Origin of the sequence: Paenibacillus sp. ATY16, from assembly GCF_003399985.2 — a bacterium.
Taxonomy (GTDB): Bacteria; Bacillota; Bacilli; order Paenibacillales; family Paenibacillaceae; genus Pristimantibacillus; species Pristimantibacillus glycanilyticus.
The window spans coordinates 85,215-99,396 of sequence record NZ_NMOK02000016.1; the positions used below are offsets into that span (position 1 = coordinate 85,215).

Here is a 14,182-nt window from a genome sequence, read left to right on the forward strand (position 1 = left end):
CTATCCTTAAAAGGTATGAAAAGCCAGTGTTGGTTATGTCTGGAGTGATATCGAGGAAAACCGGAACGAGAACACTATGGGGAGGAACCTAGCGATGCAAGGAACGGCCGGAAACGGCATGGCTTACGGGAAGCGGCCCATCCGCGTGACGATTTGGAACGAGTTTATTCAAGAGCGAACGGAACCGCCCGTCGCCCGTAATTATCCTCACGGCATACACATGGCGATTGCCCACGGTATCGGGGCCTACGGGTTTCTGCTTCGGACCGCTACCCTGGACCAGCCGGAGCATGGCTTGACGGAACAAGCGTTGAACGAGACGGACGTCCTGATCTGGTGGGGGCATCTGGCGCATGATCAGGTTTCGGACGCTGTCGTGAACCGGATTCAGGCGCGAGTGTTGAACGGGATGGGACTAATCGTCCTCCATTCCGGGCATCGATCGAAGATTTTTCAGAAGCTGATGGGTACGACATGCGATCTTAAATGGCGAAGCGACGCGGAGCGCGAGGTGCTGTGGGTCGTCAATCCCGCCCATCCCATTACGGAAGGGATCGGCCAGTACATCGATCTTGCGCCGGAGGAAATGTACGGTGAATTCTTCGACATTCCTGCTCCCGACGAGCTCGTCTTCATCAGCTGGTTTCAGGGCGGGGAAGTATTTCGGAGCGGCTGCTCGTTCTTTCGCGGACGGGGCAAAATTTTTTACTTCAGGCCGGGTGATCAAGCCTATCCGACCTATTACAACGCACAGGTGCTGCACGTGATCGCCAATGCGGTGCGCTGGGCGGCGACAGCCCACGGGGTGCAGCCAACTTACGGCAATGTGCCGCCGCACGTACCGTTCCGGTAAGAAGCGGCTCATAAAAAAATAAATCGCCAGGGCTTCTAAGCTCCGTGGCGATGTATTTATTTTGACCTCTCTTAGATCTTAATTAAATCTATATCATTTTTAGGTATGCTGAGATGAGCCTAATCATATAAATGAAGGCAGCATTGCTAAAGCTGAAACAAAACCAACCATTAAAAGGGGAGAGTTAATTTGCAAGCACTAGATTCCTTCGTTCTTTTAAGCTGCTAATCTGCGTCGTGCTCGCAAAGCAGGAGGACGTGGCAACCGGCGCAGGTCACCACGTATTTCTTCATATATCGGGAACGGACGAATATTGGATCGTCTACCACCGGAGACCTCTTGAAGAAACGGATGCCAATCACCGAGTTACCTGCATAGACAGAATGATATTCAACGAGGATGGTACAATCGCACCTGTTAAGCTTACTTTCGAGGAGGCTCCAGAAAGAGTTCTCAAATAACGTGTGAGTATAAAAATACCCTTAAGCGTCCAATTCTATTGGCGCTTAAGGGTGGTTGTATTTTATGAGGTGCTTAATTTCATTTATGATCCAAGGGATTATTATCCGAAAATAAATCCGGATTGTCCCTGAGCATTTTAGTTATCACTTTCGCCACCGCAGCCGCATCACAGACCCTTACCTCGGCATCACCAAGCTGCCCCTTATACATCGCACCTTTCCTTACAAGGATCTTATCTACTTTCCAAAAATGTTCCGACCACGGCAATCCACAATGTCGGCGGGAAGGTACAGGGATTTCTGTTCCATCGGGTAATATCGTGTACAGCATCTCTTCGTGATTCGTTAACCTGCCTGGTATGTCCACCCACTCTTCGACTCCATGAATAAAGGTGTTACGCCTTAAATCGACCCCAACTAACAGTATGGTCGCTCTTCGATCGAGCAGCTTCCCCCAGGCGGATTCTCTAGCACATGGAGTATTGAAACGATGATCATCCTTTGTGAACTCTATTGCATCCCGACCTAATGCTGCCACCGAATGAGTCGGATGGAGCGAACGCACTACACCGGACCGTTTTCGAAAAAGTTCAGGAAGAATCCCGACGCAGGAAGGTGATTGAGCAACGTAAAATCTCGGATTATCTGCATGGATGTACGACCACGTATGGGTCGGTAATACCAATAGCCCAGCCTTCATGTACTGTGTAAAAGCGTCTAAGACTGTGTCAGCGCCCCCCTCAACCAGCCCGATATTTTTCATTGAAGAATGGACCAACAACGTCCCTTTTCTATCAATGCCCAGCTTCTCTAATTGCTTCACTAAGCTCTTTACCGTGTGCATGATCTTCCCCCTCCTTGGCCCCAATAATATCACAGCCCGCCCTTATTAATGACGACAAGTCTTTTTCCCTGGCGGCAATGCTGATTTGCAGCATCAGCAATGGCATCCCGGTGAAGCTGAAGCGCTACCCGGGCATGATTCATACGTTCTATGCCTTGACCGATGTGTTCGAGGATGGTAATGATGTATACTTGCTAATCAACAATGAGCTTCAGGGGCATGTATAATGGGATGCGCTATAAGAATATCCGCTATAAAATTATACGTTCCCTTGGTCGAACACCATTCTAGCTTGCAGGACGGAATCATAGTGGGCATCGGTCCATTCATGTAAGGCCCGCATTGGCGCGATTAATGTTAAGCCTAATGGAGTCAGCTCATATTCGACAGTGGGAAGAACGGTAGGATGTACATGGCGAGAGACAAGGCCGTCCCGCTCCAGCTGCCGCATGGTTCAGGTTAACATTTTCTGCGTTACGCCTTCTACCCTTTTCTTCAGGTCGCTGTACCTTCTCTTACCGAATTCCAGCTCGTAGAACACGAGAACGGTCCATTTGCTAGAAACGACTTCCAACGCTCTGCGATAATGGCAAGGCGACTCCGCTCCGTCGGATATGCCGAATTCGCTCATGTAGTCCACCCCTCCACATTAAAACCTTCTTAGGCTATTATGGAAACTATTGTATTCCTCGCAAAGAGGGAATGCCAGCCAAACGTTCAAATTCAGAGCTCATTTTGACACGCTTTATTCAACGATCGCACACCCGTCGTGGATCTCTTTAAAACTCCTCTACCCATTCCAACACAAAAATTTTTGAACTGCTTGTGCTACGACCGGTGCGATTCATCTTTAACTCTAATTGTTGACTTCGGTACGTTTAAATACAGCAGAAAGGGTACATCGCCACATGCGCGATGTACCCTTTCCTACACACTATATTACCGCTTAATTCTTCTTCTCTTCCCCCACCGCAATCGGATTCTCACTGCAGGAGATCCAATCACTCCAGCTGCAGAATCTGCTCCGGATTACAACATACGCTTCTTTTAGAATAGTGTCTTCAGCGCTTCAGGCGTGAACGGCACCAATTCAGTCAATTTACCTTCACGGATTTTGCTGGCCCATGCCGGATCAACCAGCAGTGCCCTGCCGATCGCCACCAGATCAAATTCATCATTTTCGAGCTTTTGCACAAGCCCATCAATTCCTGTATTGGCAGAGCTTTTTCCTTCTGTGAAGAAGGTCATGAAATCACTATCGAGCCCAACCGAGCCGACGGTAATCGTCGGTTTGCCGGTGATCCGTTTCACCCAGCCCGCAAGATTCAAATCCGATCCGGCAAATTCAGGCTCCCAGTACCGGCGGGTCGAGCAATGGAAAATATCCACCTCTGCATCCACCAGCGGTTGTAGAAATTGCTCCAGCTCTTCAGGATTATAAGCCAGCTTCACGGTGTATTCCCTTTCTTTCCACTGCGAAATTCGCAGCACAATCGGGAAATCCGGCCCAACAGCTTCGCGGCAAGCCCGGATGACCTCTTCGGCGAATCGGGTGCGGGCTAGCAGACTGCCCCCGTAACGGTCCGTACGCTGGTTGCTCTTTTCCCAGAAGAACTGGTCGATCAGATAGCCGTGCGCGCCGTGGAGCTCTATGCCGTCGAAGCCGATCCGCTTAGCTTCAAAGGCCGCGTCGGCGAATGCTTGGACGATAGCGGTAATCTCGGCTTCGGTATAGTCATTCACTTGCTTCTTCGTTCCCATATGCCAGATTTGCGGCATAATTTTGCCTCCTGCGGCATGAACCTCGGCTGCGACGTTAGCCCAGCCTTTTAAAGCTTCTTCACCGTAAAAGTGAGGCACATCCTTAGAGTTTGAGGAATCCGGATGATTCACCACCGTTCCTTCGGTTATGATAAGGCCAACATTATTCTCGGCTCTCCGGCGGTAATAAGCGGCAACATCCGCTCCAGGCACCCCATTCGGAGACATAGCGCGGGTCATAGGCGCCATCACAATGCGATTGGCCAGTGTAAGCTGCCCAAGAGTAAACGGACGGAACAAGGATTGTACGGCTGTAGAAGTTGACAATGTTTTTACCCCCGATCAAAAGTTGAATCTATTAAAACTAGCAAACCGACAAGCGTAATCGGATTCTCGTTAGGAGATCCAATCGATATAGTTCTAGAATAACATAGGATACCGTAACGTCGGTAATCGATGCATCGAGTTTGGACTATCCATTTTTGAATTCCGTTGGTGTTAGACCCGTCTCCTCTTTAAAATTGCGGGAGAAATAATGGACGCTGGCGTAACCAAGCCGCTCCGCGATCACATCCATCTTCTCGCCGCTCAGCAGGTAATATTTCGCTTTACGGATACGTTCGTTGATAAGATATTGCTTCGGGCTATCTCCGGTGCATTTGCGAAACAGCGATGAGAAATAAATGACGTGATAGCCGCATAGCGCTGCAAGCTCATTTACGGTCCAGTTCTTCTCCGGCTGCTCATTGATCGCCTGGAGCGCAGGATCAATCTTGTCCTGCTCCGGCGAACTCGGCCGCGTCGTCAACTGACTGCGAACGATGGCAGTGATCAGTTCTGTCATTAATGATCGCAGCACGATGCGGTAGCCCGGCTGCTCGTTCATGTATTCTTTTACAATCCGCATCAGGATCGGCTTGAGGTCAGGCTTGGTGAAAAAAGGCGGCAGCTCCAGCAGCTCTTTGCTTGGGAGCTCAAGCTTGTAGCTGGGACGAATACTGGCTTGAAGCTTCTCCTCGCTGCAGGCTTCAATCGAGAATGCGGGATGGACAGGCTCCGGCGATGACTGCCGGTAAGCAAAATGAACACCGATGAAGACAGCACCCGTTCGTGCGATAATTCGGTGCGGACAATGGGGTCCGTACAGCGCGCTGTCTCCTGCTGCCAGCGTATACTGCTCCTGGCCGATACATATTTCCGCTTCGCCCGAGAGCAGGCAGAATAACTGATAGTCCGGGATGATGCGAGGCCCCCATTGCTCGGCGGCGGGCACTTCAGCCCGACTCGCAAAGTTAACCGTTGGCTGCAGATCATCGATAGAGCCCAGGACGATATCCGGATAGGAATGCGGCGGGTCTTGGATCATACGGCGAAATCACCTCATGGCAGGAATGATCAAGGATATTTGAAAAGTGCAAAGACCTGTTTCGTATCTGTAAATACACCGCTTGCAAACTCCGCTATGCTTAGCACATCAAGCCATAACGCAAGTTCGATTGATTTTTCGATTGACTATTAAGGAGGAGTTGTTATGTTAAGTCAAGCACAAATCGCGGAGTTTGAAAACAACGGTTTTCTAAAAGGCGGGGTTGTGTTAAGCGACGACCAGGTAGAGGAGCTTCGCGAGGAGCTGGATAAGGTAATGAACGGCGAGACCGTCAATAAGCCTGTCTTGAATCGCAACATGCTGGATTCGGATTCCCCCTATGACAATATGAAAATGATTACAAGCGAGAGTGTCGTCCAGATCGTTAATATCTGGCTAGCCAGCGATCGTTTCCTCCAGCATGCCGCGCATTCGGTTATCTGCGAGGAAGTGGCGCAGCTGTGCCATTCCAATTCGCTTCGCATCTGGCATGACCAAGTGCAATATAAGCCGCCGATTACGGGCGGTCCTACGAACTGGCACCAGGATCATCCGCTATGGCCGATCATCCAGCCTGCCGATCTCGTCAGCGCATGGGTCGCGCTTGACGACGCCGTGATCGAGAACGGCTGCATGTGGATGGTGCCAGGCAGCCACAAGTGGGGCAATCACCAGCGTTATCTGGCGAACACGCCGGACTTCATGCCGTACCATAAACAGCCGGAGATGCTGCCGAACAACGCGGTCGTCAATGCCGTGCCGTTCGAGATCAAGAAAGGCCAAGTGGGATACCACCACTGCCTGACTTGGCACGGCAGCCCGCACAACCGCTCCGAGATGAAGCGCCGCGCCATCGCCGTGCACTACATGCCGGGCCACACCCGCTACGAGCCTGTAGGCGAGCACGTCATGCTCTCCTACGTGAACGTAAAGCCGGGCGAGCTACTCGTGGGCGATCATTTCCCGGAGGTGTACCGGAAACAAGGGGTACAGGTTTAACGGTTTTAGGTGGGAGCCGCGCGGATAGCGCGGCTTTTTTTGTGTTGTCCGGGCAGTAAGGGGTGAAGGCTCAACGATGAGTGAACATGTATACTATTAAGAAAAATAAAAATAGAATTAACTGTAACGAACTGTTAATTTATCGGATATATAGTCGAAGGGAGTGAGAAAGTGGCGGAAGATATAGAGGAAATCTATAGAAATTATGCAAAAAGTGTCTACCGATATTTACTTAGTCTAACCCATGATGAAGATTTGGCTGAAGAATTAACGGAGGAAACATTTTACCGCGCTGTGTACTCAATTCAAACCTATAACAGCTCCTGTAAAATAAGTGTTTGGCTCTGCCAGATCGCCAAGCACGTATGGTATCAGGAACTTGCAAAAAGAAAAAGGCATCCAACCCAAGAGCTATACGAGAATATCCCTTCGCCGAATATGTCACCAGAGGAAGCTCACCTGTTCCAAAGCAACAAAATGGATTTGTATCGAGCTATTCACCAATTGAGTGAACCTATGCGAGAGATCGTACATATGCGTATATCGGGTGAATTTTCCTTCGCAGAAATAGGTGAGATTCTTGGCAAAACTGAAAACTGGGCACGGGTCACTTTCTACCGGGCAAAACAAAAAATAATGGAGGTATTGTAAATGATCAAATGCCATATTGTCCAAGACCTTTTGCCAAGTTATATAGACGGCTTGCTTAGTACGGAATCCGAGCATGATATCCAGCAACACTTGCAAGAATGTGGAGTATGCCGTGCACTACATGCTAAGCTGTCCGCTTCAATAGAGAACTCGGATTTACATGTAGAAAAGACGGAAATTAATTTTCTAAAGAAGGTAAGAAAAAGAACAACAAAGAAATTGATTACGGGATTTACAGTGCTCGTGTTGATATTTGCTCTGTTTACTTACTTCTTCGCCATTGGCTCCCCTGTCCGCAAGGCAGATCTCATTTATACAACCAGTGTTGTGGGGGACACGTGGCGAATAAATATGGAACTTACAAACGGTAAAGCCTTGCTTGTAAAAACAGAGCCGATTTATGGTGAGAAAGACAGCAATGGCATCAAGCCCGTTGTTGGTGTACTTGTAAAGCCTCATGAATTACTACCTTCACCGATCCTGGAAGGCGATAATAATTCCTTTATGTTTGGTAGCACAATTGACAGCTTCAACAAGCGTGATTATAAAGTCATTCTCCGGTTAGGAGACGGCGACATTGTTTTTACTTCAGATAACTATGACAATTAGTGCCTCTATGTGTATAGGAGGGTGCAAGGGAATACCATCGATTATTTCAACATCCTAACCGCCAGAAATTCAATACTACATATCATTCCTTGCAAAAATTGCTGTAGTCTTCCATGGAGTGTACTCCAACTTATAAAAAAACAGAGCAGCGGCACCCACCTCGCCCTGCTCTGTACTGATCCTCACATACTGTTATTCATCTTCCGCCCTTACTCTTTCCCAACCTCAGCCGAATTCCACTCATAGGAGATCCAATCGCTACAACTGAAATAGTAAGGCTCATAACGATTCAATTTAAAAAGCAAAAAAGTATAACTTATGAACCCACTCGTACTGTATAGTTATCCTGAAATATATTCAATTGTTGCGTTAAAAGCTGTATTAAATATTTTTCTGGATTTTACTGGACCAATTAAATATGCCCTTTGAAGATCCTTCTCGTCTGCATTTAAAATATCTTCAAGCGTATTAAATCCTGCGTCTTTAAGTGTCTGACACTGGAAATTTGTAATATCTAAATTATCTATAGAAGCACTTAGAAGACTTTTCAATACAGCTGCAGAGTCAAATTCTGTACTAATATCTCTTAAAGACTCTGTATTCTCGTATGCCGGAGAATTAATTCCATATTCAGTATATATCTTTACTGATAATCCAGTTATTATTTCTTTATATCTATTTATTGGTGTGCTTTTTGATTCGGATGCTAACACAACACCAAAGTTTATCTGATATCTGTCATAGACCTCGGTTCGTACTTTTGTACCTTCTGTATGCAATGATACTATCCCAGAATACTGTAAAATTCTTACCGCCTGCTTTATAACTTCCGGTGCGTCCCTATGAATTGCAAAATATATAGTTTGTTGGTTCTTTTCTTCTATAACTCTTTTATCATTCTTTATCAAAGTTTCCGAAAGCACTTTGTTCTCAACAAACCATCTACCCCAATCAATGAGTTTTTTGTGCCCATTATACGTTTCACCCAGTTTTGTATGCTCATTCCAAATGTTAGTCCTATAAAAGTTTTTAATTGTAGAATTTACTGTATTAGTTTTAAGACTTTTCAAATCCTCACTTGCAATAAATAGGCTTTTCAGTAATAATCTTGGATTTCCAGAAGCTGCATAAATTAACGTGTTGAAATTCTCACCATTTTGCTCAAATATTTTGTATACTTGAGAATCCACTTGATTCTTTACCATTTCTCTCATTTTAATAAGGTAATCATCACTTGTTATATCCCTCTCTACTTTTTGAACAATTGCATCATGAAAAGATTGGAAAGTTCCATATGATGTTATTCCTGGATAAACTGCTGCTTTACAACTAATGTATGGGCACCTTAAGTCTCTGAACATCGTGAAAAATTCTCGTTGTTGGAGAGGAATTAAATTATGACAAGCCTCATCAAATAATAGTACAATTCGGCTAATTTCGCAGCCTTCGCAAATATCTTCTACAAGCGCTTTAAAATAATCTGTTTCTTTTAGAACTCCCACTCTACCAGGTTCCACACCAAATAAACTACTTATTTGGTCAAAGTCCCCTTTTGATTTACTATGCCACGAGTTTTCTAGTATATATATAAATTCATCAAGTTTTTTGATTATCTCGTCCTTGTTTACAACGAACGTAAAATATTTCCCTAGTATTCCGGAATTGCTTAAGGCAACTCCCTTCTTTTCTAATTTTCTTTTAAGTGCAAACAATATCTTTGAAAACATCCAGTTTCTAAAATGGGTTATTTCATTTGTAGCATCCACAAAAATTGCCTTACTAAAGCTAACAAACACAGCGAGTTCTCTTTTAGATTCAAAATCATCATCTAATTCTTTTTCTGCAACTCTCAAAAGCATTGTTTTGCCAGTTCCACGACTACCTTCTAATAACACAGGTGATTTTCCCTTGAGGTAATTCAAATTATCCCTGTCCATTTTGGTCTCAACAAATATGTTTGCTAAATCTTTTGATTTTATATCTTCAGTTCGGAATATAAACTCTTCATCATAATTATAACTAGACATTAGATCACTATACCCCCAAGTTGATAGTCAACGAGCATTTCCTTTAAACTTAACTTTTTATCTTCACTAAAGTTATTTGCAACATTTTGAAATCGTATTACTAGCAAGGTATTCATTATTTTGGCAACTTCCAGAAACATACTAGACCAAGTAACAAATTTTTCATGTTGGTATAGAATCTTTTCCCCCTCCATGGTGTGCATATATTGAAACTTACCATGAACATACTCAGAACACATTCTATAGGCAGCTTTAACGCTTTCTACAAGTTCTTGTACATCATACTCCCCTAAAAATAATGAAAGATATTTTTTAGACAGTACACCGGTGTTCTCGTCCTTTAGTGTTGACCATCTCATATCGTAATCATTGACCTTCCACAATAAATATTCATAGTTTCTATCAACAAAATAAATGAAGCTTAAACCAAGCTCGAGCGCACTTCTTAGACATATATAGGCATTTCTATACATTCCTTGGGCAGATATGTACAAAGATGACAACATGTCATAACATACTTCTTTTAATACAACATTCTGCTCTATATCAATTAAATTCATTTCCCAGTGATTAAGCATTTCTAGCGCTAACATCATTTCAGAAAATATATCAGAGTTATCATTAAATGACATTAAAGCATTTTCAGATAATGCCCCTGACGATTGTATCATTAAATCTCGAATATTAACTTGCATTATCAAGTTCTCCTATATGTCAAATATCAATAGGAATATTTTATCATTTTAATTTATCCACTACAATTACTAAAAATTTTTCCATACAGTTCAGAGTAATTTACACAAATAAAGTAATGTTTAATCACATAAACACGGCATTAAAGATGAGTGTAAATCTTCAATGCCGTTTGCATTCCCATTTATTAAGAATAAAAATAAGTGTGATTAAACTTCAATTTTTAATTTAGACTTCTCGTTGACTTGCCCCGTATAATCTTCATTTGTTGATTCAATGCATCCTTGTTCTTAGAAAGTTGAAAAAGTTATAAAACAAAAAGTATGAGAATGCATTTTGAAGAATCAAGATGCAACCATTTTCTGAAACTAATTGTTGACTCTATCTTGACTTCCAAGCATAAAAAAATACATCGCCAAGACGTATAAGTTTCCTGGCGATGTATTTACAATTTACATTCTGCGAAGCCCTTACTCTTCCCCAACCTCAATCGGATTCCCCTCATAGGAGATCCAATCACTCCAACTCCCCGCATACAGCCTTACCTTCGTAAAGCCCGCTTCCTGCAAAGCCAGCACGTTCGGACATGCCGTTACGCCGGAACCGCAGTAGACGATCGTCTCCTGATCCTTCGGCAGATCTTCGAATCTTGCTGCCTGCTCGTCGGCGTTTTTCCACTTGCCGTCTTCCCCTTTGCCTTCGGACCACAGACGGTTGATGGCGCCTGGGATATGGCCAGCCTTCTTATCGAGTGGCTCAACCTCGCCGCGGTAACGCGCGCCGTCGCGGGAGTCGATCAGCGTGATATGCTCAGCGCCGAGCTTCTCTTTCACTTCATCCATCTCAATCAGCATGTTGTGCTGCACCGTTGCAAGGTAACGCGCAGGTACAAGCGTCTTCTGCTCCGCGTTCACCGGGAAGCCGGCATTTTGCCAAGCGGTAAAGCCTTCGTCCAGCACGAACACTTGCTCATGGCCCAAGTATTTCAGCAGCCACCATAGACGGGAAGCGTATGCTCCGCCTTGGTCGTCGTATGCGACAACGCGGGTTTCGTTGCTGATGCCAACCTTGCTGAGCGCAATAGTCAGATCCGTAATATCAGGCAGCGGATGGCGTCCGCCATGCTCGTCGATTGGAGCGGACAGGTCCTTTTCCAAATCCAGATACACCGCACCTGCAATGTGGGAGGCTTCATAAGCCTCGCGGCCGAAGTCCGGCTTGCCAAGCTGGAACCGGCAGTCGACGATAACGAGGTCTGTCTCATATAAGCGGGCAAGAAGCCATTTCAACGATACGATATTGTTCATGAAGGAATAACCGCCTTTCTTATGTATGCTATACGAGCATTATACATGATTCCGGCCCCTATCTTCTAACCCTTAGAATCTCCGTTTACAAATATTGCATACAAGCATAATCATGCGCAAATAATTCATAGATATTATCTTCTTCGGAATCATTATTCCAACATTTTATCAAAGGAGATGAATTTATGTTCAAACGTTTCATCGGTACGGCAGCGGTCATTATCGCATTGGGTGCTGCGCTCGTTACCGAAGCCGGCATCGCCCCTTCCGAGGCGCATGCGGCAAGCAACATGGTTCCGGATTACGAGGTTAAGCTACTGATGGATCCAAGCACAACGCTTGGTTCGGATTTCAAGCTGACCAGCTCGGTCTTGAGCGCCTTCTCGATGCCAACTACGGTAACGAAGATGAACGTGGCCTTCCTTGATACCAACGCGAAAGACATCTACAACAACGGCTGGAGCACCCGCATCCGCAAGACGGAAGGTGAAGACAACTTCGAATTATCCTACAAGAAGCGTTACACCATTAACAATAACGATATTAACGCGGCGCTGACGCAAGCGAACAACGATGGTTTTAATTCCGGCGATACGAACTACGAAGCCCAAGTGGAATGGGGTTATCAGAAGAAAACGCTCAGCATCACCCGCAGCAAAAGCGGCAGCAAGTCCGGCTACAGCGGCATGGATCTCCCGTCGATCAGCGACGCCCGCAGCCTGATGATTAACAACGTGCCGGATAAATTCAATGACTGGCTGTCTAACGACTGGGGCACGAACAAGCTTCAAGCTTCCCGTTACTTCGGTCCGGTGCTCGCCAAACGTTCCATCGGTACTTGGAGCGGTATGCAACTGTACATCGAAGTATGGCCTATTAAGAACGCCGCAGGCACTGGCACGGAATATGTCGTTGAGGCTTCCTTCAAGACAAACAGCGCAACAACCGCTTCCGCCAAGCATGATGAGCTGGTCACTTACCTGCAGAACAAAGGCTGGTTCCTTGCCCAGGATTCGCTGAAAACCCAATTGATTATGGATCGTTACTAATCCGAATCTTATAAATCCTTATCCAAAGGCTCTCCAGCGCCAAGCTTTATGCGTGGGAGGGCTTTTTTTCGTCTGAAAAAATAGGCCTGCCATTCATGTAAAGTTAACTTGACATTGAGTATAGTTTAGATTACATTTTGTATATAGAACTTAACTTATTTTACCATTCAAGGAGGTACAACGCTTGACCTATCAGGAGAAGAAAAGCATTACCACGTTAATTAGCGCCGTGCTTATTTTTGCCGTCTATTGCCTGTATAAGTACGCGCAGTACCCGGAGGAAGGAATGGCGCTTGAGGAAAGCATCCGTTACTGGGGCTCCTTCGTGTTGGTCCTTACGCTGGTATCTATTATCGCGCATATTGTGATCAGCATTATTTTCAATATCATCTTCCGGATCACTACCGGGGAGAAAGAACCAGCCTTTGCCGACGAGCTGGATAAACTCATTGAGTTGAAAGCACACCGGAACTCTTTTTTCCTATTCATACTCGGTTTTCTGCTTGCTATGGTGTCTCTTGCTACCGATCAGCCGCTGAACCTAATGTTCCTCATTCTGATTGCCTCCGGGTTCCTGTCGGACGTTACCGGTTCGATCACGAAGCTGTACCACTACCGGAAAGGAGTTTAACATGGCTAAAAATCTTGTCGGCAACCACATCCGCAAATTACGATTTAATCTTAACGAGATGACACAGCAGCAATTGGCTGACAAGGTCGGCGTCACGAGACAAACGATAGTCGCATTGGAAAAAGGCAACTACTCCCCGTCCCTCGAGCTAGCCTTCCGGATTTCACACGCTTTTGGACTGCCAATCGAAGAGATCTTCTTCTACGGGGAAGATACGAGCCAATAAATATGAGGAGGCAACACATGGTTTCCATAACCAAAACGCCTAAAGTAACCGGCACCCTGTTTATACTCGCAGCCGTAGCATCCGTATTGGGGCTCCTGTTCTACGGCCCTATTCTTAACCACGCGAATTACCTGACGAACGGCTCCGCGCACGCTGATAAAGTGATTCTCGGAGCATTAATGGAGTTAATCCTTGTCGCATCAGCCGTTGGCACCGCGGTCACGATGTATCCTTTTCTGAAAAAATATAACGAAAGCATCGCACTCGGCCATGTGTGCTTCCGACTGCTCGAGGCCGTCGTTATCACAGTTGGTATAGTCGGCATGCTGTCCCTCGTCACCTTAAGCCGGCAATATGTCTCCGCTGGCGCTCCCGATCCCGCTTCTTACGAAGCTGCCGGAACGTTGTTCCTGGCAGTGCATGACTGGACCTTCATGCTTGGCCCTAACTTCTTGCTCGGCATTAATACGATGCTGTACAGTTACATTTTCTACAAATCCGGGCTTGTCCCCCGCTTCATTCCGATCCTTGGCATGACCGGCGCCGTACTCGTGTTTAGCGCCTCGCTGTTCGAAATGTTTGGCGTATTCTCTCAGCTGTCGGTCTGGGGCGGTCTCCTCTCCCTGCCGGTAGCGGCAAACGAGATGATCCTGGCCGTTTGGCTGATTGCGAAAGGTTTTAACAAAGCGGCGCTCTGAAGAGCTG

Annotated in this window: 15 protein-coding genes and 1 pseudogene; 9 read left to right on the top strand and 7 right to left on the bottom strand. The window is 45.9% G+C overall.

Annotated elements, in window-relative coordinates; all coding sequences use genetic code 11:
* Positions 1 to 94: 94 nt before the first annotated feature.
* Positions 95 to 853: a ThuA domain-containing protein gene (locus CFI03_RS10560; protein ID WP_248757370.1), complete on the top strand. Its 759-nt coding sequence runs from the start codon at positions 95 to 97 to the stop codon at positions 851 to 853.
* 540 nt (positions 854 to 1,393) lie between these two features.
* Here the strand turns inward: CFI03_RS10560 and CFI03_RS10565 are convergent.
* The gene (locus CFI03_RS10565) at positions 1,394 to 2,158 is read right to left on the bottom strand and encodes an AAC(3) family N-acetyltransferase (protein WP_248757371.1); all 765 of its coding nucleotides are present in this window, start codon (positions 2,156 to 2,158) and stop codon (positions 1,394 to 1,396) included.
* 14 nt (positions 2,159 to 2,172) lie between these two features.
* Between CFI03_RS10565 and CFI03_RS10570 the strand changes: the two genes are divergently transcribed.
* Positions 2,173 to 2,385 (top strand): alpha/beta hydrolase family protein, encoded by a 213-nt coding sequence (locus tag CFI03_RS10570; RefSeq protein WP_248757372.1) that lies wholly within the window; start codon positions 2,173 to 2,175, stop codon positions 2,383 to 2,385.
* Positions 2,386 to 2,417: 32 nt separating this feature from the next.
* Here the strand turns inward: CFI03_RS10570 and CFI03_RS10575 are convergent.
* From CFI03_RS10575 to CFI03_RS10585, 3 genes and pseudogenes are all read right to left on the bottom strand, one after another.
* Positions 2,418 to 2,789 (bottom strand): annotated as a pseudogene (locus tag CFI03_RS10575) (winged helix-turn-helix transcriptional regulator).
* A gap of 416 nt (positions 2,790 to 3,205) precedes the next feature.
* Entirely contained in the window at positions 3,206 to 4,246 is a 1,041-nt protein-coding gene (locus CFI03_RS10580) for an NADH:flavin oxidoreductase (RefSeq protein WP_248757373.1), read from the bottom strand.
* 145 nt (positions 4,247 to 4,391) lie between these two features.
* Positions 4,392 to 5,285 (bottom strand): AraC family transcriptional regulator, encoded by an 894-nt coding sequence (locus CFI03_RS10585; RefSeq protein ID WP_248757374.1) that lies wholly within the window; start codon positions 5,283 to 5,285, stop codon positions 4,392 to 4,394.
* A gap of 165 nt (positions 5,286 to 5,450) precedes the next feature.
* On the opposite strand from CFI03_RS10585, the gene CFI03_RS10590 reads away from it, so the two are divergent.
* The 3 genes from CFI03_RS10590 to CFI03_RS10600 all read left to right on the top strand — a co-directional run bounded on the left by CFI03_RS10590 (position 5,451) and on the right by CFI03_RS10600 (position 7,544).
* Positions 5,451 to 6,284 carry a phytanoyl-CoA dioxygenase family protein gene (locus CFI03_RS10590; RefSeq protein WP_248757375.1) on the top strand — a complete coding sequence of 278 codons (834 nt, stop codon included), beginning with the start codon at positions 5,451 to 5,453 and terminating at the stop codon, positions 6,282 to 6,284.
* Between the two features lie 171 nt (positions 6,285 to 6,455).
* Positions 6,456 to 6,935 (top strand): RNA polymerase sigma factor, encoded by a 480-nt coding sequence (locus CFI03_RS10595; RefSeq protein ID WP_248757376.1) that lies wholly within the window; start codon positions 6,456 to 6,458, stop codon positions 6,933 to 6,935.
* The gene (locus CFI03_RS10600; protein WP_248757377.1) at positions 6,936 to 7,544 is read left to right on the top strand and encodes a zf-HC2 domain-containing protein; all 609 of its coding nucleotides are present in this window, start codon (positions 6,936 to 6,938) and stop codon (positions 7,542 to 7,544) included. It begins immediately after the preceding gene.
* 341 nt (positions 7,545 to 7,885) lie between these two features.
* Here CFI03_RS10600 and CFI03_RS10605 read toward each other — a convergent pair whose 3' ends face one another.
* From CFI03_RS10605 to CFI03_RS10615, 3 genes are all read right to left on the bottom strand, one after another.
* Entirely contained in the window at positions 7,886 to 9,571 is a 1,686-nt protein-coding gene (locus CFI03_RS10605; RefSeq protein WP_248757378.1) for an ORC-CDC6 family AAA ATPase, read from the bottom strand.
* A complete protein-coding gene (locus CFI03_RS10610) occupies positions 9,571 to 10,266 on the bottom strand; it encodes a hypothetical protein (RefSeq protein ID WP_248757379.1) in 696 nt (231 codons plus the stop codon). Before CFI03_RS10610 ends, CFI03_RS10605 begins: the two co-directional genes overlap by 1 nt.
* Positions 10,267 to 10,734: 468 nt before the next feature.
* A complete protein-coding gene (locus tag CFI03_RS10615) occupies positions 10,735 to 11,571 on the bottom strand; it encodes a sulfurtransferase (protein ID WP_248757380.1) in 837 nt (278 codons plus the stop codon).
* A gap of 185 nt (positions 11,572 to 11,756) precedes the next feature.
* Between CFI03_RS10615 and CFI03_RS10620 the strand changes: the two genes are divergently transcribed.
* From CFI03_RS10620 to CFI03_RS10635, 4 genes are all read left to right on the top strand, one after another.
* Positions 11,757 to 12,620 carry a hypothetical protein gene (locus tag CFI03_RS10620; RefSeq protein WP_248757381.1) on the top strand — a complete coding sequence of 288 codons (864 nt, stop codon included), beginning with the start codon at positions 11,757 to 11,759 and terminating at the stop codon, positions 12,618 to 12,620.
* Positions 12,621 to 12,804: 184 nt separating this feature from the next.
* Complete coding sequence (locus CFI03_RS10625; RefSeq protein ID WP_201008606.1) at positions 12,805 to 13,251, top strand: hypothetical protein; 447 nt, start codon at positions 12,805 to 12,807, stop codon at positions 13,249 to 13,251.
* A gap of 1 nt (position 13,252) precedes the next feature.
* Positions 13,253 to 13,477 carry a helix-turn-helix transcriptional regulator gene (locus tag CFI03_RS10630; RefSeq protein WP_248757382.1) on the top strand — a complete coding sequence of 75 codons (225 nt, stop codon included), beginning with the start codon at positions 13,253 to 13,255 and terminating at the stop codon, positions 13,475 to 13,477.
* A 17-nt stretch (positions 13,478 to 13,494) separates the two neighbouring features.
* A complete protein-coding gene (locus tag CFI03_RS10635) occupies positions 13,495 to 14,175 on the top strand; it encodes a DUF4386 domain-containing protein (RefSeq protein WP_248757383.1) in 681 nt (226 codons plus the stop codon).
* The last annotated feature ends 7 nt before the right edge of the window (positions 14,176 to 14,182 follow it).